Genomic DNA, 20679 nt, shown 5'->3' with positions numbered 1-20679 from the left:
TATGGACAGCCTATGGTGCGTTGCCAGTGTGCAATCCGAGGATACCGTAATGACCGAACCTGCCTTGCGCGGATTGCGCGCGCAGGTCTTTGCACGGTACAACCAGCATTCGTGTGCGGCGGCACCGACGCTGATCGATCAGCGAATGTCACTATTCCGACAATACGAAAGCGATCTCTTCTTTCGGCGAGCGTGTCTTGCCGGTTGCACGGGCGATCGAACCAGTGTGATCGGGTGGCTACAACAAGCCGCCGATCGTGGTCTTTGGTATCACGAGCGGATGCTACGCGATTCTGATCTCGATATCGTGCGGGGCACGGAGGTGTTCGCGAAGTTACAGGTTCTGTTTCAGCAGCGATACGCGCAAGCGCAAGCCGTGGCAACTCCGCAGCGCCGGGTATGACAAGCAGCAATATCGTAAGTGATGGCGAACTGGCAACCGGCGACGGCGTTTGGCTAGCGGGTAGCGATGCTGCAATCGGCGCAGCTTTGGGCCTCTAACCGTTACCACTGGGCCGATACAGCGCAGGCATTAGCCGAGCTTCGCCGGCATCTGGCTGCACTAGCGCCGATGCCAGTGACGGTTATCACCGGTTCTTCGATGGGAGCGGCGCTGGCAGTGCGCGCGGCGTTGAGCGGGACAGTCGCCGTGAACCGGTTTTTTACCGTTATGCCGGCGATCAGGCCAGAGCGGGTCAAGCCGCTGCACACAAATACTGATCGGCACCTGCGGGGGTATGTAGTGATCTGCGATCTCGCTAGCCTCTCCCAGCCGGTGCTCGAGTGGGTCACTACGCTTCAGCAGGCCAGTATACCGTGCGAGATCGAAGTGCGCCGCGGTGTGAGCCACGATTACCCACCGGACTTCACTGGCACGTTACAGTAGGGCTTGGCTTTTCTGGCCGCTTAATCACCCCACTACTCCGGCTGCACGCAGCGTGCTGATCTGGTCAGATTCATAGCCCATCTCGCGTAACACCGCTTCGGTATCGGCACCAAGCGCGGGCGGGGCGGTACGAATAGTGGCCGGGGTTTCGCTCAGTTTGGGGGCGGGAGCAATCATACGTATGTCTTCGATACTCTGCACCATCGCTCGCGCCTGCGCCTGCGGACTGCGCAGTGCGGTTGGAATATCGTTCACCGGCCCGCACGGCACTTCAACAGCGCGGAGCCGTTTCAGCCAGACCGCGACCGGTTCGCGGGCAATGACCTCTGCGATCAGCGGCACGAGAATGGCGCGATGAGCGACACGGGCCGGGTTGGTGGCAAAGCGTTCGTCGGTCACCCATTCCGAGTGGTCGAGCGCAGCGCAGAAACGAGCGAATTGCTGATCGTTGCCAACCGCGATCATGAGGTAACCGTCGGCTGCGGCAAAGGGCTGGTATGGCACGATCGTGGCATGACCATTGCCGTAGCGCTGCGGTGGTTGGCCGGAGACGAGGTAGGCCGAGGCGACATTCGCTAACCAACTGAGCTGCACATCAAAGAGGGCGATATCGATGTACTGGCCTACGCCGCTCTGCGCGCGGTAGTGCAGCGCGGCCAACATGCTGGTGGCGGCGTACAAACCGGTGGTGATGTCAACGACGGCCACGCCGGTCTTCAGCGGCGGGCCAGCGGGTTCGCCGGTAATGCTCATCAACCCGCCTTCGGCCTGTATCACCGTATCGTAGCCGGGCCGTAGTGCGTCAGGGCCAGATTGACCATAACCGGTAATGCTGCAATAGATCAACCTCGGATTAAGCACACGCAAGTCTTCATAACCCAACCCCATCCGTGCCAACGTTCCCGGCAAGAAATTCTCGATCAGCACATCGGCCCGGCGGGCGAGCGCGCGCACGATCGCTTGCCCGTCAGGATGTTTGAGGTTGACGGCAATGCTCTGTTTATTGCGGTTGACGGCGATGAAGTAGGCGCTCAAGCCATTCTCGGCAAAAGGTGGCCCCCACTGGCGAGTTTCATCACCAAGGCCGGGTTGTTCAACCTTAATCACCCGCGCCCCTAGATCGGCAAGCACCATCGTAGCGTAGGGGCCAGCCAGCACTCGGCTGAGATCGAGCACCAGCAGATCAGAAAGTGCAGCAGGCATAGCGAATTGATCCCTCCGGTAGAGTCGCACGGCTGTGTGGCTCCCGAAACGGCAGATTTGCCCACCGGCAGGTATGATACCATTGGTACACCACGCACATAGCAACGAGGAGAGTGCCATGACCGAACGAATCGGCTTTATTGGATTGGGCATTATGGGGCGCGGGATGGCGGCCAACATCTTGCGCGCCGGTTTTCCGCTGACGGTCTGGAACCGCACGCCGGGGCGCGCCGATGAGCTGGTAGCCGCTGGTGCGCAACTAGCAACATCGCCGGCTGATGTGGCTACCCGCAGCGATATTGTGATCAGTTGCGTCAGCGATACGCCTGATGTCGAGGCAGTGATCTTCGGGCCGCAGGGAGTGATTGAGGGTGCGCGGGTTGGTACGCTGATGATCGACATGAGCACGATCAGTCCGCAGGGAGCGCAGCGATTCGCTGCTCGGCTCGGCGAGAGCGGCATCGGCTTCCTTGACGCGCCGGTCAGCGGCGGCAGCGAAGGGGCAGCGCGCGGCACGCTCAGCATTATGGTGGGCGGGCCAGCGGAACTGGTTGATCGGGCGATGCCGGTGTTTCAAGCGATGGGCAAAACGATCACCCATGTCGGCGGGCACGGCGCCGGCCAAACCGTCAAGCTGGTTAATCAGATACTGGTCGTTGGTACAATGCTGGCGATCAGCGAGGCGCTGGTCTTCGCGCAGGCCAGCGGTGTCGATCTCGAAAAGACGTTGACAGCGGTCAGCGGTGGCGCAGCAGCCAGTTGGATGCTCTCGAACCGAGGGCCACAGGTGATCCGGCGCGACTGGCGGCCCGGCTTCACCATCGACCTACAACAAAAAGACTTGCGGTTAGTGCTGGCCGCCGCCGATGCCGTCGGCGCACCGATGCTCACCACATCAACCGTCTTCCACCTCTATCGCACGCTGCAAGCCGCCGGCTTGGGCCACGAAGGCAATCACGCGCTGATTAAAGCGATCGAACGGCTAGCGGGGGTTGAAGTAGGAAGCAACGAATAACTGAACGAATAGACGAATGGTGAGGAGAGGCGATACTACCTCACCATTCGTTTATTCATTATCCTGTTCGTGGTCTACCGAATGCGCAACCGCTCACCGGTGCGCTGCTCCCACAGCCAGACCAACAGGTAGAGGCCGCACGTGCCCAACATCACGATATTGGCAAAGACAGCTGCATTGATGACGAAGCCGCTTTGTCCGATCACGCGAGCAAGGTTGGCGACCGGTGCCAGAAAGCCGAGCAACCCAACCAACGCGGCGATCCACTCAAAGCGACGTGGCGTTGGCGATCGTTCAATCGCCACCCCTAACCCCAGCAAGACGATCCCGAACAAGGCAGGAATGGCCGACGTTGCAGCACCGGTTGAGAAGACACCGCCAACACCAAGAACGATCAGCAGAGTTGCGGCAGCAATAGTGCTATTCATCCGCATACGATGACTCCTAGCTTTCAGTGCATCTGCAAGAACCTAGATTTATTGTATGCCTGAGTCCGACTCGGCAAAAGGGCGGTTTGGCGCGTGGCCACAGTGGAAATAGTCGCGTTATGAGCAGGGAATATGTGACGATTCGCACAACCATCGAGCCGCACGTGATCGTGACGGCCCGATGGTTGTCACGATTACGGCACCTGCCGGATCATCGCAATTTCATCGCACCGATCCTGTTTGAAACAGGTGGCGCAATCTTGCCAGATTTTGTGCGGAAGGCGCAATTTGGGCACTTCGCGGAAGCCAAGCGAGCTGAAGAAGCCGACCTGCAAGGTTAGCGTGAAGAGAGTGGGAATACCTAGCTCTATCGCCTCGGCGAAGAGCGGTTCAACGAGGCGGCGGCCAATGCCGCGACCTTGAAACGCGGGATGCACGGCAACGCTGACCACTTCAGCCAGATCGGCCCACGTGATATGCAACGCGGCACAGCCGATCACTTCGCCATCGGCTTCGGCTACATTGAAATTACGCACGCGGTTGTAGAGCTGATCGAGCGTCTTAGGCAGCATGTCGCCACGAGCAGCATAGTAGTTGATGATCTCGTAGAGCCGCGGTACATCGCTGACCCGCGCGCGGCGAATCGATACGGCGGCGTCGGGCCGGATGTGGAGTGCCGGCAGGCTGACTGGCGGTGTATAGAGCGGGATGGTCATAGCTTTAGGTGTCTCATAAGGGGCACAGCCTGCTGTGCCCTACTCGTCTTCTTCCTCTAAGATCTCGTGCCAGCGGGCGCATTGCTCACGGACTCGTTGCGGCGCGGTGCCGCCATAGCTGGCCTTTTGGGCGACGCTGCGCGCCATATCGAACACGGCATAGATGCTCGCATCAAGGCTTGGCTCAATCGCCTGATACTCGCTCAGCGGCAGATGGCGCAGGCTAATGCCCAGCGCCATTGCCCGCTGCACGAGTTGACCGGCTTTGCCGTGGGCGACGCGGAATGGCACGCCGCGCCGCACCAGTTCGTCGGCCAAATCGGTGGCCAGCATCGCATCATCGAGTGCGGCAGCCATCCGCTCACGGCGCACGGTCATGGTGGCAATGGCCGCCGCCGCTACTTGCAAGCCGAGATCGAGCGTGTCAAAACTGTCAAAGAGCGGCTCTTTGTCCTCTTGCATATCTTTGTTGTAGGTGAGCGGCAAGCCCTTCAGCACGGTTAGCAGCGCCACCAGATTGCCCAGCAATCGCCCGCTCTTGCCGCGCAACAATTCCATACTATCAGGATTTTTCTTCTGCGGCATCAGACTCGAGCCGGTACTGTAGGCATCGGCGAGTTCAACAAAACCAAATTCGCTGCTAGCATAGAGGATAACATCTTCGGCCAGCCGGCTGAGGTGAACGCCGATCAGCGCGCCAGCGAACAGCGTCTCGGCCACGAAGTCGCGGTCGCTGACCGCATCGAGCGAGTTGGCAGACAATTCATCAAATTCGTCGAGCAATTCGGTCAGCCGCTCACGCTCAACGCCGAGCGAGTTACCGGCCAACGCCCCCGCTCCTAGTGGCAACACGCGCATCCGGGCAATTGCGTCGCGCAAGCGGCTGCGGTCGCGGGCAAACATCTCGACGTAGGCCAAGCACCAGTGGCCGAAGGTGATCGGTTGGGCGCGTTGCAGATGGGTATAACCCGGCATGAGGGTATCGGCGTGCTGTTCGGCTTGCGCGAGCAGCGCCAATTGCAGATCGCGTAGCCGCCGGTCGAGCTGGCGGGCAATGCCGATCGTGTAGAGGCGCATATCGGTGGCGACTTGGTCGTTGCGCGAGCGGCCAGTATGTAATTTGAGCGCGGCATCGCCGATCAGTTCGCGTAACCGGCGTTCGACGGCAGTATGGATGTCTTCGTCACTTTCGATTGCCACGAACGTACCATTGGCGAATTCGGCCCGTACCAGCTCTAAGCCGCGCACTAGCTCGGTATACTCGGCCTCGCTGATCAGGCCGGCTTGCGCCAAGGCGCTGGCCCACGCGATGCTGCCGGTAATATCAACGTCGGCCAGTCGCCGGTCAAACCGGAACGAGTCATTGAACCGGCGCATCTCGGCTGCCGTTGGTTCGCTAAATCTGCCCCCCCAAAGCCGGTGTTCCATCGGCGCTACTCCTCCATTTGGATCATAAAGGCGCGGTTGCTGTGGTCTGATGAGATTCAATGGTCAAACTGCACCGTACCAGTAATTGCCAGTAGTTGGCGACGAGTGTGCCGGCCACGCGCACAATCTCGTCGAGCTGATGAGCATTGAGCAGCTCTTCGGCTAGTTGCGGCCAATCGCGGGGCTGCAACGGAAACGAAAAACTTTCCATGATTCCGGCGAAGCGGCGCTGGGTAGGCCAGCGCCGGTTGATCAAGCAGAGCGCGGTGTGTAGCTCGGCGAGCAATGCCGGCGCTAACAAGACGGCCTCCCGCTCGTGGCGGCGAGCAGCGGCGGCACGTAGTTCGCCGTAAACGCCGAACACTAGTTGCGGCAGGTGCGGCCAGATGCTGCGGTGAAAATCGATCTCGGCCAAGGCGCCGGCCTGTGCCAGCCACTCGCTCACCTTGTGGCCATCGCCGATGAGCGGCTGCAACGTCGCCAACCATCCTAGCCACTGCGCCCAGCGCAGGTCTGGTGCGTACACAACCGTCGCCAGTTCCGCCGCGGCAATGGTATGTATCGTCACCGGCAGATTCTGCACGATGAAGCTGTGAAGTGGGCGCGTGACGGTACTCTCGACCACTGCCAGCACCTCAAGCGGATCGAAATCGGTCAGTGGCGCAGGCGGTTCGATCATTCCCGCCACAACCACGACCGTTCCCGGCTGCGCAGCGAGGCGCTGGCACAGTTCACGGGCAAGTTGTTGGCGTGCAGTGCGATCCATAACCCTCACCCCCCGCCCCTCTTCCGCGATACCAGACGGGATGGTTATGTCCGGTATTCAGCATTGATCCGCACATAATCGTAGCTAAAATCGCACGTCCAGACTGTGGCGCTTCCCTCGCCAAGACCAAGATCGGCATCAATCGTAATGTCAGGCACATCGAGCAGTTTGTGAGCCTCTTGCTCATCGAACGGCAGTGGTAAACCGTTTTCCAGCACCCGCATTCCGCCGAAGTGCAGCACGACCCGGTTAGGATCAACCGTTGCACCAGAGTAGCCAATCGCGCACAACACCCGTCCCCAGTTCGGATCAGCCCCGAACAGTGCCGTCTTGACCAGCGGCGAGCGAGCAATGGTCATGGCCGCCTGCTTGGCCTCGGCGTTGTTGACGGCGCCATGCACGGTGATGGTGACAAAACGGGTCGCACCTTCGCCATCGCGCACAATTGCGTGGGCAAGGTGCTGGCAAACTGTGGTAAGGCCGGCCACAAAGGCAGCTCCGGCAGGTGAATCCAGCTCGGTGATCGGCAGCGCGCCGCTTGCGCCATTGGCCATCACCAGCAACGTGTCGTTGGTGCTGGTATCGCCATCGACGCTGATACTGTTAAAGCTCACCTCGAGTGCCTGCCGCATCGCTGCGTCAAGCACCGCGCGCGGCACCGCGGCGTCGGTTGTCACCACGGCCAGCATGGTCGCCATATTCGGGTGAATCATCCCCGCGCCCTTGGCCATTCCGCCAATGGTTATCCTGTTCCCATCGGGCAACGTCACTGTGACGGCGCAATGCTTGGGCCGGGTATCGGTGGTCATAATCGCGCGGGCAGCGGCCAAGCCGTGATCAGGACTAAGGCGGGTCGCAGCCTCGGCGATCCCGCGGGTGATCTTTTCCACCGGCATCGGCACGCCGATGGTGCCGGTTGACATGACAAAGACGCTATTGGCTGGCAGATCAAGGGCCTGCTCGACGGCGCGGGCCATCGCGACCGCAGCAGCATCGCCATCAGCGCCGGTACAAGCGTTGGCATTGCCGGCGTTAATGACCACCGCGCGCCAATCGCCGCCTTGGGCCATCAACGCCATATCGTACAGCACCGGGGCCGCTTTCACGGCGTTGGTGGTAAATGCCGCCGCTGCTGTCGCCGGACGATCGCTGACCACCAACGCTAGATCGTCGCGGTGAGCGTACTTAATGCCGCACGCAGCGACCGCAGCGCGCCAGCCGCGCGGGCTTGCAACGTGTCCATCGGCGAGAAAGCTGATCATACTGCGCTACTCCTCAGTTGGGACTGGCGAGGCAGGGTGGGTATCTTCCCAGCGTACCGACTCGACCGCACCGATCCCCTGTAAATGAGCGATGTCGTTATAGGCATTAAGCCGCCAAAGCTGTTGGTTCCGCCGTTCTACCCGCTCCCACCACGTGATGCTCGTGTTGCGGGTATGAAAGTCGGTTGGTGGCACCACCAGACTCGGCATGCGGAAAAAGTGAATGAACGAGCAGTCGATCACACCGCCGTGACAGACTACCACAATCGTCTTGCCCTCATATTCGGACGTAATCCGAGTAAGCGCGCGGCTCACGCGCAGCGTAAAATCACCCCAGCTCTCGCCGCCGGGAGCGATCGGGCGCAGCGGGTAGCGGTCGAAATCAGGCACTCCAAACAGCGCCCAAGCCTCGTGATTTGGCATGCCATCAGCCTCGCCGACGCGCAGCTCTTGCACTTCATCATCGAAGATAATCGGCAGGCCCAACGCGGGTTGGATAATCTCGGCAGTCTGGCGGGCGCGCGGCAAGGTCGATGAGATCAAGACATCGGCCTTAATCTCGCCGCTGGTGGCGAGACGATCACGCAATCGTTCGGCTTGCGTGATACCGCGCGGCGTCAATCCGGCATCGCCGCGCATCCCGGCCACAATCGGCTGAATATTGGCGACGGCTTCCCCGTGACGGATTAGATATAAGTGCGTCATAACTCCCTGCGCTGACTTGATGCGAATACATAGAAGAAGCCAGCCTGCGCGCTGGCAGTGCTGGCCTGAGAATATCTCGTACAGAAGTGCAGGCGCGGCTAGCCAGTTCGCGCAATGAGCTGGCGACGGCAACGACGACGGCGACGATGAACCACCGGGTGGCTGCGGTAGGTGTTGGGCTGAATCATGATATCCATTGCGATCATCGTCTCCTTGCCTGCAACTGTGCTCGCGCAGTATACCACAGCCGGCGCGGGGGTGCAATTAGTGGAATGGCTGCGGAACAGCTTAGAGCATGCCTAAACCAGAATTATGATGACGATCTGACCTACGTTGAGCATTGGAAGAGTGACGGGCGCACACCGGTGCTTTTCTGTTTACTTTCGTACCTGCGTAGGTCGTCATACGTACCGCTCGCCGTCAGTTACACGTTCGCGATAGCCGAGCGTTCGCGCTAACGCATCTTGTAGACTGGCAAACGTCTGAATATTCTTGAGATCAATGGCCGCCATCACCAGAGACTGGGCTTACTTCTGGGCGCACACCGACAAGGGACACCTGCGCACCGAGCAAACGAACCGCTTGGAACACTGTTATCAAGCCGTTGGCGACTTCTTCATCAACCACCGGTACAGCGGTAATATCGATAAACAAGTTCCGAGCGCCCGTCTGAGCGATAGCGGTCAGTGCGCGACGACTCACCTCGGTAAGACGTTCATGATCTACCTCGCCGATTAATGGCATTACCAGAATATCATTGGTGACCGGCAATATAGGTACACTCAGCCCACGAATAACCTCCCGCTGCTGTTCGAGTGCGCGTCGAAGATTCTGCTGCTCGATAAATCGCTGTTCAAGCGTTTGAACTGCTTGTTGGAGATCACTTGTTCGCTTGGCAACTTCCTCTTCGAGCCGTTCGCGAATAGCCTGTAATGCGCGATTGCTCTGCTCACTCTGCTGTAGTGCATCTACTATCCGCTGGTAGTTGTGCCAAAACAAGAGCATGATGACTGGCATTGATATCGCAACAAGTAGGATCAGGAGCGGGTTTAGCACTGCGAACGGCAGTGGTTCAAACAACCGCACATACACCCCGAGTGCAGCGATGATGACAGACAGCACTACCGCACCGATGCCGAACCCAAGCAGTGTGATGCGGTCAAGGTATGGAAACACAATCGCAATAACGACCATTGGGCCAAGTATCGATAATGGTAACAAATCTGGCACTACCAATGTGATAAGGATGCTATACCCTGCTATGGCGCTGCTTACAGTGTAGATTGCTGCTGATTGCTTTGCTTGCCGATTCAGCCACATTGCAAACAGTTCGAGCGCCAAGAGAGCAATAGCGCCTATCGCTAGGATAATAAGTGGCAAAGCGTTGAGTAAGAAACCACCAGTGAAGAACGCGATACTTGCAGCTACCGCAGCAAGTGCGGCCCAAAGTAAGAACTGGTGGAGGTATACATGCGCTTGGAAGCGATGAGCTGGGGTGTCGAGCGCTGTCATGACGTTTCCTCGGTCAGGCTATATCACTATCAACTCTCGCGGGAAACTGGTCAATGACCGGCTACCATCAGCGGTGATCACTACATCATCCTCGATCCGTACACCAAACCGGCCCGGCAGGTAGATGCCCGGTTCGACAGTGAAGGTTGTGCCCGGCAACAGCGGCGTATCGCTGCCGGCGACGATATTGGGTAGTTCGTGGGTTTCGCGACCAAGCCCATGGCCGGTGCGATGGACAAACGCCGCGCCGTAGCCGGCAGTCTCGATCACGGTACGCGCAGCGGCATCAATATCCGCACCGCTAGCGCCGGGGCGGGCGGCAGCGCGGCCAGCGGCATTGGCGGCCAGCACAATCTCGTAGACATGGCGCGCTTCTGGTTCTACATTACCGATGGCAATCGTGCGGGTAATGTCAGAGTGATAACCTCGGTAAACGGCGCCACAATCAATAATGACCAGATCGCCGGGTTGCAAGAGCCGGTCGCTGTTTTCGTGATGGGGGTTAGCTGCGTTTGGGCCGCTGGCCACCATATTAGCAAAGCTTTCGCTGTCGGCCCCTGCCGCCATAATTGCGTCGCTCAGCATCCGCGATAGCGCACGTTCGCTGAGGCCGGGGCGCACCTGCGCGATGAAGGTGTGCAAAGCCTGCTCGACAATCGCAACTGCCCGTTCCATCAACGCGAGCTCCTCAGCATCTTTGACCATACGCAGTTCGCTCAGCAACGGGTCAATGTCACCAGTGTGCAAACCGGGTGCGACCGTCTCCAGCGCGCGCAGTTCCATCACCCGCATCATCGTATGCTCAACGGCCAGCGGCTTGGCCGGCACGCCTGAGCCAAACGCGGCTTCCATGCCCACGGCGAGTGCCCGCAGCGGCCCTTCGGCATCGCTCCATGCTACGTACCGCATCGCAAACGGCGCCGCCGCGCGCACTCGCTCCAGTTCGAGCTGCGGCACGACCATCACCGGCTGAGCGCCGCTGGCTGGGATCAGCAGCAGGGTCAGCCGCTTGCCGGGGTGAAACTGTAAGCCGGTTAGATATGCCAGATTGGTGGCTGGCATCAGGGCCGCTCCGGCCCACTCGCCTTCGGCGAGGCGGTCGATCAAGCGCTGGAGACGGGCTGGGATCATGGCTTTCCTCGCTCAGAAACGCGCGTCGCTATGTCACCTCGGTAATTGCCCGCGCGCCGCCAACTCTTGCGGCAACAGAATCGCATGAAGCATCTCGTTGACCGGAACCGGCACCCCGACTTCGCGGGCCAGCCGCACCAATGCGCCATTCTGGCTCGCCAATTCAGACGGTCTTCCGGCAATGATGTCGCGCTGCAGCGACGCCGTGCCTTCGTAGGGCATGCTATCGATGAAGGCCATCATATTCGGTACCGAGTCATCAGGCATCGCAATCCCACGCGCATGGGCTACATCAACGACCTCTTGCAAGCACCGCTCGACCAGCGGGCGGGTCTCGGGTAATGACCGCCACACACCAATCGGGGCGCGCGTCGTGGCGCCAAATCCACTCCATGCGCAGATTAACATAAATTTTTGCCACATCGCGACATGAATATCGGCAGGTAGGTTGCCGCGAATGCCAGCGCGCTCAAACGCTGCCTTAATGCGCAATAGGCGCGGTGTTCGCCGGTTATCGAGTTCACCAAAGTCGATCGAGGTTGGGTTGACGCCGGCGTGAACGATCACCCCCGGCGCTTCGCGATAGGCAATGATTCGGCAAAGACCGGCCAAGGTGTGTTCACGACCGAGGACCTCGGCCAGTTCGTTTGGCGCATCAACGCCATTCAACAACGGCAGCACTGCTGTGTCAGGGCCGATCAGCGGGCGCATCATTTCAGCCACTTCACGCACCTGCCAGCCCTTGACCGCAACAATCACCAAATCAACTGGCCCCACCTCGTCCGGGTTATCGGTTGCCTTGACTGTGGGCAAAGTAAAATCGCCGGCAATGCTGCGCACGCGCAACCCGTGCTGCTGCATCGCTGCCAAATGCTCGCCGCGCGCAATGAACAACACCTCATACCCGGCCTGCGCCAAACGTCCACCGAAATAGCCGCCGACGCCGCCGACGCCCACAATCGCAATGCGCATTGGTTCAACAGTAGTCATAGTTCTCAGCTATTGCAATTCAACGATGAGCGACAACGTTCCCAGCCGCAATTCCTCGCCGTGCCGCACTGGCTGGGGTTGGCGCGGCAACAGTTTCCGCCCGCCAGCAAAACTGCCGTTCGTGCTATCAAGGTCTTCGTAATAGACCTGCCCCTGCTGGACGAAGAACCGTCCGTGCCGACGGCCTACACCGCGTTCAAAGCCGCCGTGTGGGGTGAGGTCGATATCAGGGTAGAAGTTGCTGACCGGATCAGCTCGCCCGATCAGCGCCTGCGCTGCCGCTGGCAAGAGGAGCACTGTGCCATCAGCAAGACGCAACCGCGCGCCAGCGAGTGAACTGCGCACTGGCGGCGTCGGAGGCGCTGCCGGTGCTGGTGGCGGTGTTGGGTATGAGGGTGACACTGCGGGAATCGCTGCCGGCGGCGGAGGAGCTGGTTGCATCGTCACCGGTTGCGGCGGCGGGTAGACCGGCTGCGGCGGCGCACCGGGGAAGGGGAGATCCGGCGCTGGCGCTGTGGTGACCGGCGGCGCCTGAAACAACGGCGCACCGCAATTGTCACAGAAGGCTTCACCCGGAATCACGCCTGATCCGCATTGCGGGCAACTGGTCGGGCCGGCGCTCACCGGCCCGCTGATCGTCGTGGCCGGTTTGGGCACAGACGCCGGTGTTGGCGCGCGAGCCGGTACCGGGATCAACTGTGCGCCGCATTGATCGCAAAAGCGAGCAGTATCAGGGTTAGATACTCCACACTGCGGGCAGAATGGCATGGCTCTTCTCCATCTTTCTCTATCTGCTGAGCGACTGTTTGCGAAATATGACTAATGTTGCGTCACCGAGGTTGCAGTCCTAAATGCATGCCATTCCGATAGCATTGCTGTACGCTCACTATAGCATAAGATGAACGATCGTGGTTTGATGCGCGCGCTCCCCTGTCACTGCGAGCCGCCACGGGTGGCAACGCAATCTCCTCCGACAGTGAGATCGGTCGCTCAAGGTATGATGTGCCAGCAAGCAGGAGATTGCTGCGAGTGCTCGGCGCTCTCACAATGACAAGCAGACCCACTCCTGCGCTACGACTGAAGGACCCACCGCTGCTTCAGCCCGCGTAGCGGGCTTCGTAACCGTAGCCCGGCCCTTTCTGGTCGGGAAACCAAAGGCTGGCTAGCAAACCCATGGCGATGCAATACCGGCCAGATCTCACGCTACGGACCAACACAACGCGCAAAACGGATGGCGTGCGGCAGTTTGACTGCCGCACGCCATCCAAGCTGCAGAGTGGAGCATCAATCGCGCCAGACCGCCTCCGCAACTGGCTGCTCCTCTGCTCCGACCCCAAAAATGAGCCGCACCCCGCGATCATAGGTGAAGTAACTATAAGCCCAATTCAACAGCACCAATGCCCGGTTGCGAAAGCCAACCAACGCCATCAGATGCACGAACAGCCAGCCAGCCCACGCCGGCCATCCGCTCAGCCTGATGCCAAAAGCGTCGAGCACGGCGGCGCTACGTCCGATGGTTGCCATCTGGCCTTTGTCAACGTAGCGAAAGGGCTGCATTGGCTGGCCGTTGATCTGCGCAACGATATTCCGTGCCGCCTGTTCGCCCATCTGAATCGCCACCGGTGCGACCATGGGATACGCAACACCGGGCCGGTAGCCTTCGAGATAAGCCATATCGCCAATCACAAACACCCGCTGATCATCCGGCAAGGTCAGTTCTGGCGTCACCACCACTCGCGCCCCGCGCCCCAGCGTCACGCCAAGCGCATCGGCCAGCGGCGCCCCTCGTACCCCCGCTGCCCACACTACGGTCTCGGCGTCTAACCGCGAACCATCGCGGAAATTGAGCCCGTGCGGATCGGCGTTGGCCACCGGTGCATTCAACCGCACTTCAACCCCCATCTGCTGCAAGCGTTGCAAAGCTGCCCACTGCAACGATTCAGGAAAAGAGGCAAGGATGTGGCCAGTTGCTTCGATCAACACCACCCGTGCCTGTTGCACATCGAGCATCGGGTAGTCGTGGCGAATCACGTGCCGGATCAGCTCGACAAACGCACCGGCCAACTCGACCCCGGTCGGCCCACCGCCAACCACGGCAAAGGTGAGCAACGCTGCGCGCCGGTTTGGATCGCTCTCGGCGGCGGCATACTCGCAGCACAAGAGCACGTGATTACGCAGCCGCTGCGCTTCATTGAGGTCTTTCATCCCCATCGTATACCGTGCAATTCGCTCGTTGCCGAAGAAGTTGGTCGTGCTGCCCGCAGCGAGGATGAGATAATCGTAGCTGACGGGGCCGGTATTGGTATGCACAAGATGCCGCGCGAAATCAACCCCGGTGACTTCGGCCAGCAAGAAACTGGCATTGCGGTAGCGGCGCAAGATGGCACGCACCGGATACGCGATCGACTCTGGTTCGAGACCGGCGGTAGCAACTTGATACAGCAACGGCCAGAAGCCATGGTAATTGGTGCGATTGATCAATAGCACATCAACCGGCGCTTTGGCGAGCATGCGCGCTGCAGCGAGGCCCCCAAAACCCGCACCGACGATCACAACGCGCGGGCGGGCTGTCGGGGCGAGAGACGTTGTTGATAGTGGCGAAGCCATTGCCCGCCTCCTTTCTAGTGAAATCATTCACAAAATAACACAACTGGCATTGGCCGTCAATCGGTCGTAGGGTGGAGAGAAGGGGGTGCTCCCTCTAAACGTAACGTAAGCGCCGAGCAAATGGATGTTGGCAGACAGAAGAGAAAACGAGCGACTCCACTCCTGCGCGCCCTGTGCGGGCAAAAACCCTAACCCACCACCACCCACCCGCGCCGGTCGCGCCGAGGTAAGGCAATGGCCGGCAGTGGATAGATGTCGTCGATCCAAATCAAGGTGACATAACGATCACAGGCGTGGAGTTCCCAAAATTGTGGATCATCAATCGCCAGATCAGCGGCGTAAACAGTGCGAAGTTCATTGATTACAGACAGCGTTATCTCCCGGCTGATCGTATGCGTCACCAGCGCCAACCCGGCCAACGGGCCACTAGCCCGCTTGAGCAACACAAGATCACCAGCCTTCACTTGCCCAAACGGCGCGCGCCGGTCGCGCCCAAACCGGCTTTCGATCCGCTTGCGTCCGGCAAGGATGCGGCCCAAGTATGGCTCGCGCAACATAGCAAGGTGAAGGGTAGCCGTGCTGCGCCCTTCGCGCCACGCTCGCAACCGCTCGTGCCAAGCCGGGTGCCCAATGGTGGCTGAGAGGATTGCTTGCCAGACTGTCGGAGGGATGTTCATGTTTGCAATCAGCGGGGACGGGGTGGGGGTGAGGGTACGAAATAGCCACACCACGACGTAGCCGAGCTGGGAAGCGGTTCCACGCGATGAGTGGCAGCATGCGCCTTCGTGGGGGATAGCTTCGCCTCGCGTCGCTCAGCTCGCAATGACAACCGAATCGCGGAACGCAGCAGCAACCCTTCCCCTCGCCCACTAGCGTGGGAGAGGGGGTAAGGGCGCTCCTCTCCTCCGGCGTAGGAGGGGTTAGAGGTGGGGGCAACCACATTACGACGTCACCGGGGTGGTCACCCGTCGATACGCCGGCAGCGCAGGCAGGCGCGGCGGACGGGCTGGTTGGGGTTGGGCAGCCAACTGAGTACCTTTACGCCACAAACGCAAATCGATCAACTCACCGGCTAGCTCGTGGGCAGCTTCAACCCCAATGGCAAACCCTTTCTCCGGCGTCGTCAGGTCGAGGGTCGCGATGCTGCTCACATCGGGCTGAATAAGGAGGTCGGGTGGATACTGCTGCAAACGCAGTTCGGTCGCCTCCGCCATAAGCAAACTCAACGCCCGTTGGGCGACAGCGAATTGCTTAGGCGCGAACATGAGGCGAGCGAACAGGTTATCGTTCTCTTCGGGTTGGAGTGAGAAGCCGGTGTTGGCATCGCGCAGATCGACTGCGATCACCCGCTGCGCCCCCATCTCGTAGGCGACATCAACCGGCAGATTGTTGAGAATGCCGCCATCGGCGAGCAGCATCTCGCCGTAAGGCACTGGCGGGAAGAGCGCCGGCAGCGCCGTTGTCGCCAGCAGCGCCGGTACTACCGGCCCCTCGCGCAACACCACCAGCTCGCCGCTGACTAGATCGGTGGCGACGACGGCGCAAGGAATGCGCAGATCGGCAAAGGTGCGATCACCGAGCAAGCGGCGTAGCATCTCTTCGCGCCGGCGCTGACCGATAATACCGGTGCCGGTCGGATCAGGCGTGGCAATGCGGCGCAGTGCGCTCTGGCGAAAGACCTCTTGTATCGCGGGTAAGTCAAACCCAGCGGCGTAGAGCACTGCCACCGCTCCACCGGCTGACGTACCAACAATCAGGTCAATCGGTATGTCTAGCTCTTGTAGCACCTGCAAGACGCCGATGTGAGCAGCCCCCTTCCCACCGCCGCCGCTGAGCGCCAAACCCAGCCGCCGTTCCTCCGGCGGCGCGGCGGGCCGTTGCAATCGAGCGCGGATTCGGTTGAGCCATCTAATGTTGTTGTTCATATCATTAATTATACAATGCCGGGAACGGTTTGTGATCCCGTAGCGACGCTCAGCCGTGCGTCTCCATCAATACCGCCCCCGCATTGCCTGAATCAACCATCCGCCAATTCACGCACAACCACAGATCACGCGGTTCCCGCCAGCGCATTCGGCATGCTATCCGAGGGTGGCATTGGGTGGGGAGACGCACAGCCGTGCGTTGTGACGGGGATGACGACCGGTTGAACGTTCGTCACTGCCTCCTTGCCACTCGCCGGCCACCGGCGCACCCCGATATGCAATCGGGGGCAGAGGGGGAGGCGCACAGCCCCGCGTCTCTACAGGGATGACGACTGGTTGAACGTTCGGCTGGGCGTCGTTACGGGGATGACGATGCGACGGCATCCCTGTATAGGGCATGCCGTTGGTCAGCGCAGGGGATGGCAACAACCATCCCCGCGCGGTTACGGTTCAATCGGGATATTGCGCTGGCGGGCAATCTCACGCAGGGCGCGGGTGAGGCTTTCGAGCTGGCGTAACAGCAAGCTGACCTTGAACGCCGCTCCTTCGTCGCGTTCGATCCACTTCAGCAGGTCGCCGTCATGCACGGCGCGAGCGAGGCGGTCGCTCTCGTCAACCATTTGGTCGAGCGAACGGATGCGGAAAACACGGGATTTGTTCTTGGGTTGATTCTCAACCGTCTCTTCCACCACCGTCAAATACTCGCCGTCCGCCGCACCCTCCTCGTCTTCCCACACGTCATCGTGTTCAGGCAGATCAACCACTGCCACCGGCGTGTGGCTGAGCGGGCCGCCGCTGCTAACGTCCGGGGTAGCTTTGGTACGCAGCTCGGCGCCTTGTTCGAGCGCCTGCAAGGCGACGTCGAGGGTCAGGTTGGGGTTGGCGGCGAAGTAGGTCGTGAGCCGGCTCAGTTCTGCTGCCGACATACCCTCTTCGACCGCGAAGCGAGCTAGATCGATCTGGGTCTTAGGGTTGGTAATGCGACGCAAGTGCTGGGCTTGGGTCACGTTCAACTCGCCGCGCCGGATCATCTGCTGCACTTCTTCCGGCAGTTCGAGCAGGCCGAGGTAGCGGCGCACTGTGCGCGCGCCGAGACCGACCGCTTGCCCGACCGCTTCGTCAAGCTCGTTGTCGGGTAGTTTGCCGCGCGTGGCGATGATGTGCTCACGCAGCCGGGCGAAGGCGCGGGCTTGCTCGAGATCGTTGAGGTCTTGGCGCTGCACATTTTCGATCAACTGGCGCAGCAGCAGGTCAGGGTCATCACTATCGAGCACGATGCAAGGCACCTTGCTCAACCCAAGTTGGATCGCCGCTGCTCGCCGCCTCCCGCCGTAGACCACCCGGTACCGCCCACCTCCCGCTGGCGTCACCCCAATCGGCTGTAACAAACCGTATTCCGCAATCGTCGCCGCCAACCCAGCCACATCCCCCGGCTCCTCGCGCACCCCCGCCGGGTCAACGTCTAGTTGGCGCGGATCGAGATAAAGCAATTGCATCGCGGGTTCCCCCTTGACAACGCAATGACCGGTCAGCGCCGGTCATCGCGACTGCTATCCGAACAAGTGTGTCAAGTATAGCAGGCTTGGGCCATGCTGGCAACTTGTCTGCTGGCTTGTCCTTTTTGCGCCTTTACGTTACAATCTTCGCGCCTTTGCACTTTTCCTCTCTGAGGTATCTATGTTTGATCTCACCGGACGCACTGCGATTGTCACCGGCGCGGGACGCGGAATTGGCCGCGCCATCGCCGTCGCCCTCGCCGAACACGGCGCGTCCGTTGCCCTCCTCGACCGCGAGGCAACGCTAGTCGCCGAAGTGGCGGCGCAGCTTGGCCCCGCCGCATTGAGCGCCGCAGTTGATGTAGCTGATGCCGCCGCAGTGACGGCGGTGATCGGCGATGTGCTCGCGCAGTGGGGCAGGGTGGATATTCTGGTCAACAACGCCGCAATCATCAGCTCGGCGCCGTTCCTCGAACTAGCTCCTGCCGAATGGGAACGGACGCTGGCGGTCAATCTGAGCGCGATCTATCACACGTGCCGCACCGTCGTGCCGGCGATGATCGCCAATCGGTATGGCCGCTTGATCACCATCGCGTCGGTAGCTGGCAAGCGCGGTGGCGGCATTCTCGGCAGCGCCGCCTACAGCGCGGCCAAAGCCGGCGCGATCGGCTTGACCAAGGCCCTTGCCCGCGAACTGGCTCCACATGGCATCACCGCCAACGCCATCTGCCCCGGCCCGGTCGAGACGCCGTTGCTTGGCGCGATGACGCTGGCGCAGCGCGAGCGGGTGCAGGCACTCATTCCGCTGGGCCGCTTTGCCCAACCGGTCGAAGTGGCGGCAGCAGCGGTCTTCCTCGCTTCAGCAGAAGCTGCCTTCATCACCGGCGAGACACTCGATGTCGATGGCGGGATCACAATGGATTGAGGCAAAAGCGGGATTACAGCGCGTTTGTCAAGATATGGTACGATGACAGCGCTATCGGAAGCAACGACGCGATCGAGGACGCTATGCACGAACCGTTTATCTCAACGCTGTCGCTGGGACAAGTTCGCCAACTTCAACGCTTCTTTTTGATAGTGTCCGGAATCGTGGGAGTGGTTGCTATGATCGCCACGATTTCCGCGCTTATCTGGCAAACCGCTACCCTAATTGCGCTGATGATCCTCGATTGGATGTTGGTCGTCGGTCTGTTGCAGGCATGGGCGCAGGCGCGCAGCGGGCAAGTGCGCGTTTCGTTGATGACGTCATTTATCGCGCTGATATTGTACAGTCTAGCTGGTGCAGTGATCTTGCCAAACATCGCCAGTTTAATGGCGTTTGGACCGGTGATTGCAATTGTTGCCATGTTGCCGTTCCTCAGTGGCCAGATCCTCCGCCGCTTGCTCATCATTGCGTGGATTGGAGTCTTCGTTACACTCATCCTTGGTTCGCAGCTACGCCTCTTTCCACCTGTTCCTGATGTGTTGGAAATACCGTTTCAGTTTGCCGGGGTGTTGGGGATTAGCGCAATTTTACTCTTGCAACTGTGGCTATTTCACGAGCGGTTGATCGGCGTGATCACGCAGTTACGGCAAGTGAATGAAGATTTGCAGCGCGAACGGGCCAGTTTGCAAGAGCGGGTTGCGGAACGCACGGCGGAATTGCAACAGGTGTTGGCTGAAGTTGAGTGGCAAATGACTGAACAGAGCCGATTGCTGGCCGAGAATGAACGGCAGCGCGAGTTGATCCGTGGCCTGAGTATGCCGGTTTTGCCAGTAGGCCGCGCGACGCTGGTAATGCCCTTGGTGGGAGAGCTGGATGATGATCGGATCCGGCTAGCACAGTCAACTGCGTTGCAAGCGATCGATCAGACTGGCGCGCGCCATCTGGTGCTTGATATTACCGGCATGCCGTTTGTCGATACGACGGTTGCTGCCGGTCTCATTAAGCTAGTGCAAGCCGCCCGCTTGCTTGGCGCCGAGGTAACATTAGTCGGGGTACGGCCGGAAGTGGCGCAGACGATGGTTGCGCTTGGCGTCGATCTGGCTGATGTGGCAACGGCAGCCGATCTAGCCTCGGCGCTGCGCCGCGAGCAGGTGGAAGTGTAACCGCAAAGGCGTAAAGCGTTTGAACCGCAAAGGCGCACAGACGCAAAGCGTTTGAACTGCACAGACGCAAAGGTGCAAAGGTTGTCAAGGATAGCTACCAGCACGCTGATGCCCCACCTACCAAAATCCTTCGCGCCTGTGCGTTTACCCCCTTCGCACCCTTCACGTTACCGGAACGAGCGGTTCTGCCGCCGGCGTTGGCGCTCGGCGAGCCAGCGGTCAAACGCTTGCGACAGTTCGCGCCAGTTGAAAATTTTGACGTCGGGCGCGACCTTGTTGCGCTGGATAATGACCCACGACCACAGGACGGCTTGCCCAATAAAGACAAAAATAACGATCCCGACCATAATCCAGAAATCCATCGTTCGCCTCCTGTCTATGGATGTACGCTTTTGACATATCATACTGCGATTATACGCTGAATGCAACAGCAGAAGCTGCTCACCGGCTTTGCCCAGCAATGTCTCTCTACCCATGATACCGCGCCAACCAGTGTTTGGCTAGCGTTTGCCTTGTCGTAT

The 20679-nt window shown here is 60.0% G+C and carries 21 protein-coding genes; 5 read left to right on the top strand and 16 right to left on the bottom strand.

From position 1 onward, the window contains the following. The first annotated feature begins 49 nt into the window (after positions 1–49). Together Q1A00_RS12270 and Q1A00_RS12265 are read left to right on the top strand one after the other, a co-directional pair. Positions 50–403, top strand: a complete 354-nt coding sequence (locus Q1A00_RS12270) for a hypothetical protein (RefSeq protein ID WP_298402360.1) — start codon at positions 50–52, stop codon at positions 401–403. A 66-nt stretch (positions 404–469) separates the two neighbouring features. Further along, positions 470–886: a hypothetical protein gene (locus Q1A00_RS12265; protein WP_298402358.1), complete on the top strand. Its 417-nt coding sequence runs from the start codon at positions 470–472 to the stop codon at positions 884–886. Positions 887–910: 24 nt separating this feature from the next. On the opposite strand, the gene Q1A00_RS12260 is transcribed toward Q1A00_RS12265, so the two are convergent. Next, a complete protein-coding gene (locus Q1A00_RS12260) occupies positions 911–2089 on the bottom strand; it encodes a CaiB/BaiF CoA-transferase family protein (RefSeq protein WP_298402356.1) in 1179 nt (392 codons plus the stop codon). Positions 2090–2162: 73 nt separating this feature from the next. Between Q1A00_RS12260 and Q1A00_RS12255 the strand changes: the two genes are divergently transcribed. Then, a complete protein-coding gene (locus Q1A00_RS12255; protein ID WP_298402354.1) occupies positions 2163–3104 on the top strand; it encodes an NAD(P)-dependent oxidoreductase in 942 nt (313 codons plus the stop codon). Between the two features lie 74 nt (positions 3105–3178). On the opposite strand, the gene Q1A00_RS12250 is transcribed toward Q1A00_RS12255, so the two are convergent. The 14 genes from Q1A00_RS12250 to Q1A00_RS12185 all read right to left on the bottom strand — a co-directional run bounded on the left by Q1A00_RS12250 (position 3179) and on the right by Q1A00_RS12185 (position 18070). Next, positions 3179–3538 carry a hypothetical protein gene (locus Q1A00_RS12250; protein WP_298402352.1) on the bottom strand — a complete coding sequence of 120 codons (360 nt, stop codon included), beginning with the start codon at positions 3536–3538 and terminating at the stop codon, positions 3179–3181. Between the two features lie 188 nt (positions 3539–3726). Then, the gene (locus Q1A00_RS12245) at positions 3727–4248 is read right to left on the bottom strand and encodes an N-acetyltransferase (protein ID WP_298402350.1); all 522 of its coding nucleotides are present in this window, start codon (positions 4246–4248) and stop codon (positions 3727–3729) included. A 39-nt stretch (positions 4249–4287) separates the two neighbouring features. Beyond that, positions 4288–5676 carry an argininosuccinate lyase gene (argH, locus tag Q1A00_RS12240; RefSeq protein ID WP_298402348.1) on the bottom strand — a complete coding sequence of 463 codons (1389 nt, stop codon included), beginning with the start codon at positions 5674–5676 and terminating at the stop codon, positions 4288–4290. 22 nt (positions 5677–5698) lie between these two features. Then, positions 5699–6442, bottom strand: a complete 744-nt coding sequence (locus Q1A00_RS12235; protein ID WP_298402346.1) for a hypothetical protein — start codon at positions 6440–6442, stop codon at positions 5699–5701. A gap of 44 nt (positions 6443–6486) precedes the next feature. Then, positions 6487–7704 carry a bifunctional glutamate N-acetyltransferase/amino-acid acetyltransferase ArgJ gene (gene argJ / locus Q1A00_RS12230; protein WP_298490514.1) on the bottom strand — a complete coding sequence of 406 codons (1218 nt, stop codon included), beginning with the start codon at positions 7702–7704 and terminating at the stop codon, positions 6487–6489. A gap of 6 nt (positions 7705–7710) precedes the next feature. Continuing rightward, positions 7711–8409, bottom strand: a complete 699-nt coding sequence (locus Q1A00_RS12225) for a histidine phosphatase family protein (protein ID WP_298402342.1) — start codon at positions 8407–8409, stop codon at positions 7711–7713. Positions 8410–8907: 498 nt separating this feature from the next. Beyond that, positions 8908–9921 (bottom strand): STAS domain-containing protein, encoded by a 1014-nt coding sequence (locus Q1A00_RS12220; RefSeq protein WP_299757062.1) that lies wholly within the window; start codon positions 9919–9921, stop codon positions 8908–8910. An 18-nt stretch (positions 9922–9939) separates the two neighbouring features. After that, positions 9940–11052, bottom strand: a complete 1113-nt coding sequence (locus Q1A00_RS12215; RefSeq protein ID WP_298402338.1) for a Xaa-Pro peptidase family protein — start codon at positions 11050–11052, stop codon at positions 9940–9942. 33 nt (positions 11053–11085) lie between these two features. After that, positions 11086–12042, bottom strand: a complete 957-nt coding sequence (locus Q1A00_RS12210; protein ID WP_298482005.1) for a 2-dehydropantoate 2-reductase — start codon at positions 12040–12042, stop codon at positions 11086–11088. A 9-nt stretch (positions 12043–12051) separates the two neighbouring features. Further along, positions 12052–12810 (bottom strand): zinc-ribbon domain-containing protein, encoded by a 759-nt coding sequence (locus Q1A00_RS12205; RefSeq protein WP_298402334.1) that lies wholly within the window; start codon positions 12808–12810, stop codon positions 12052–12054. A 516-nt stretch (positions 12811–13326) separates the two neighbouring features. Further along, entirely contained in the window at positions 13327–14649 is a 1323-nt protein-coding gene (locus tag Q1A00_RS12200; protein WP_298402332.1) for an NAD(P)/FAD-dependent oxidoreductase, read from the bottom strand. 188 nt (positions 14650–14837) lie between these two features. Further along, a complete protein-coding gene (locus Q1A00_RS12195) occupies positions 14838–15326 on the bottom strand; it encodes an ASCH domain-containing protein (RefSeq protein ID WP_298402330.1) in 489 nt (162 codons plus the stop codon). A 264-nt stretch (positions 15327–15590) separates the two neighbouring features. Then, complete coding sequence (locus Q1A00_RS12190; protein WP_298402328.1) at positions 15591–16574, bottom strand: patatin-like phospholipase family protein; 984 nt, start codon at positions 16572–16574, stop codon at positions 15591–15593. Positions 16575–17017: 443 nt separating this feature from the next. Beyond that, complete coding sequence (locus Q1A00_RS12185; protein WP_298402326.1) at positions 17018–18070, bottom strand: ParB/RepB/Spo0J family partition protein; 1053 nt, start codon at positions 18068–18070, stop codon at positions 17018–17020. A gap of 181 nt (positions 18071–18251) precedes the next feature. Between Q1A00_RS12185 and Q1A00_RS12180 the strand changes: the two genes are divergently transcribed. Beyond that, complete coding sequence (locus Q1A00_RS12180) at positions 18252–18995, top strand: SDR family NAD(P)-dependent oxidoreductase (protein WP_298402324.1); 744 nt, start codon at positions 18252–18254, stop codon at positions 18993–18995. Positions 18996–19078: 83 nt separating this feature from the next. Beyond that, the gene (locus tag Q1A00_RS12175) at positions 19079–20158 is read left to right on the top strand and encodes an STAS domain-containing protein (protein WP_298482009.1); all 1080 of its coding nucleotides are present in this window, start codon (positions 19079–19081) and stop codon (positions 20156–20158) included. A gap of 167 nt (positions 20159–20325) precedes the next feature. Here the strand turns inward: Q1A00_RS12175 and Q1A00_RS12170 are convergent, their stop codons facing one another. After that, positions 20326–20520, bottom strand: coding sequence for a hypothetical protein (locus tag Q1A00_RS12170; RefSeq protein ID WP_066783033.1), 195 nt, complete (start codon positions 20518–20520; stop codon positions 20326–20328). Positions 20521–20679 lie beyond the last annotated feature (159 nt).

Origin of the sequence: uncultured Chloroflexus sp., from assembly GCF_938091255.1 — a bacterium.
Lineage (GTDB): Bacteria > Chloroflexota > Chloroflexia > Chloroflexales > Chloroflexaceae > Chloroflexus.
Note: the sequence above shows the minus strand (reverse complement) of the source record. Positions and strands in the feature narration are given on the sequence as shown.

What these genes read in the sequence shown, in the direction of transcription:
- Q1A00_RS12210 (WP_298482005.1), bottom strand. Translation starts at nt 12,042, where the DNA reads ATGACTACTGTTGAACCAATGCGCATTGCGATTGTGGGCGTCGGCGGC.
- Q1A00_RS12215 (WP_298402338.1), bottom strand. Translation starts at nt 11,052, where the DNA reads ATGATCCCAGCCCGTCTCCAGCGCTTGATCGACCGCCTCGCCGAAGGC.
- Q1A00_RS12235 (WP_298402346.1), bottom strand. Translation starts at nt 6,442, where the DNA reads ATGGATCGCACTGCACGCCAACAACTTGCCCGTGAACTGTGCCAGCGC.
- Q1A00_RS12200 (WP_298402332.1), bottom strand. Translation starts at nt 14,649, where the DNA reads ATGGCTTCGCCACTATCAACAACGTCTCTCGCCCCGACAGCCCGCCCG.
- Q1A00_RS12260 (WP_298402356.1), bottom strand. Translation starts at nt 2,089, where the DNA reads ATGCCTGCTGCACTTTCTGATCTGCTGGTGCTCGATCTCAGCCGAGTG.
- Q1A00_RS12270 (WP_298402360.1), top strand. Translation starts at nt 50, where the DNA reads ATGACCGAACCTGCCTTGCGCGGATTGCGCGCGCAGGTCTTTGCACGG.
- Q1A00_RS12195 (WP_298402330.1), bottom strand. Translation starts at nt 15,326, where the DNA reads ATGAACATCCCTCCGACAGTCTGGCAAGCAATCCTCTCAGCCACCATT.
- Q1A00_RS12250 (WP_298402352.1), bottom strand. Translation starts at nt 3,538, where the DNA reads ATGCGGATGAATAGCACTATTGCTGCCGCAACTCTGCTGATCGTTCTT.
- Q1A00_RS12255 (WP_298402354.1), top strand. Translation starts at nt 2,163, where the DNA reads ATGATACCATTGGTACACCACGCACATAGCAACGAGGAGAGTGCCATG.
- Q1A00_RS12245 (WP_298402350.1), bottom strand. Translation starts at nt 4,248, where the DNA reads ATGACCATCCCGCTCTATACACCGCCAGTCAGCCTGCCGGCACTCCAC.
- argJ (WP_298490514.1), bottom strand. Translation starts at nt 7,704, where the DNA reads ATGATCAGCTTTCTCGCCGATGGACACGTTGCAAGCCCGCGCGGCTGG.
- Q1A00_RS12225 (WP_298402342.1), bottom strand. Translation starts at nt 8,409, where the DNA reads ATGACGCACTTATATCTAATCCGTCACGGGGAAGCCGTCGCCAATATT.
- Q1A00_RS12175 (WP_298482009.1), top strand. Translation starts at nt 19,079, where the DNA reads ATGCACGAACCGTTTATCTCAACGCTGTCGCTGGGACAAGTTCGCCAA.
- Q1A00_RS12265 (WP_298402358.1), top strand. Translation starts at nt 470, where the DNA reads ATGCTGCAATCGGCGCAGCTTTGGGCCTCTAACCGTTACCACTGGGCC.
- Q1A00_RS12170 (WP_066783033.1), bottom strand. Translation starts at nt 20,520, where the DNA reads ATGGATTTCTGGATTATGGTCGGGATCGTTATTTTTGTCTTTATTGGG.
- Q1A00_RS12220 (WP_299757062.1), bottom strand. Translation starts at nt 9,921, where the DNA reads ATGACAGCGCTCGACACCCCAGCTCATCGCTTCCAAGCGCATGTATAC.
- Q1A00_RS12190 (WP_298402328.1), bottom strand. Translation starts at nt 16,574, where the DNA reads ATGAACAACAACATTAGATGGCTCAACCGAATCCGCGCTCGATTGCAA.
- Q1A00_RS12180 (WP_298402324.1), top strand. Translation starts at nt 18,252, where the DNA reads ATGTTTGATCTCACCGGACGCACTGCGATTGTCACCGGCGCGGGACGC.
- Q1A00_RS12185 (WP_298402326.1), bottom strand. Translation starts at nt 18,070, where the DNA reads ATGCAATTGCTTTATCTCGATCCGCGCCAACTAGACGTTGACCCGGCG.
- argH (WP_298402348.1), bottom strand. Translation starts at nt 5,676, where the DNA reads ATGGAACACCGGCTTTGGGGGGGCAGATTTAGCGAACCAACGGCAGCC.
- Q1A00_RS12205 (WP_298402334.1), bottom strand. Translation starts at nt 12,810, where the DNA reads ATGCCATTCTGCCCGCAGTGTGGAGTATCTAACCCTGATACTGCTCGC.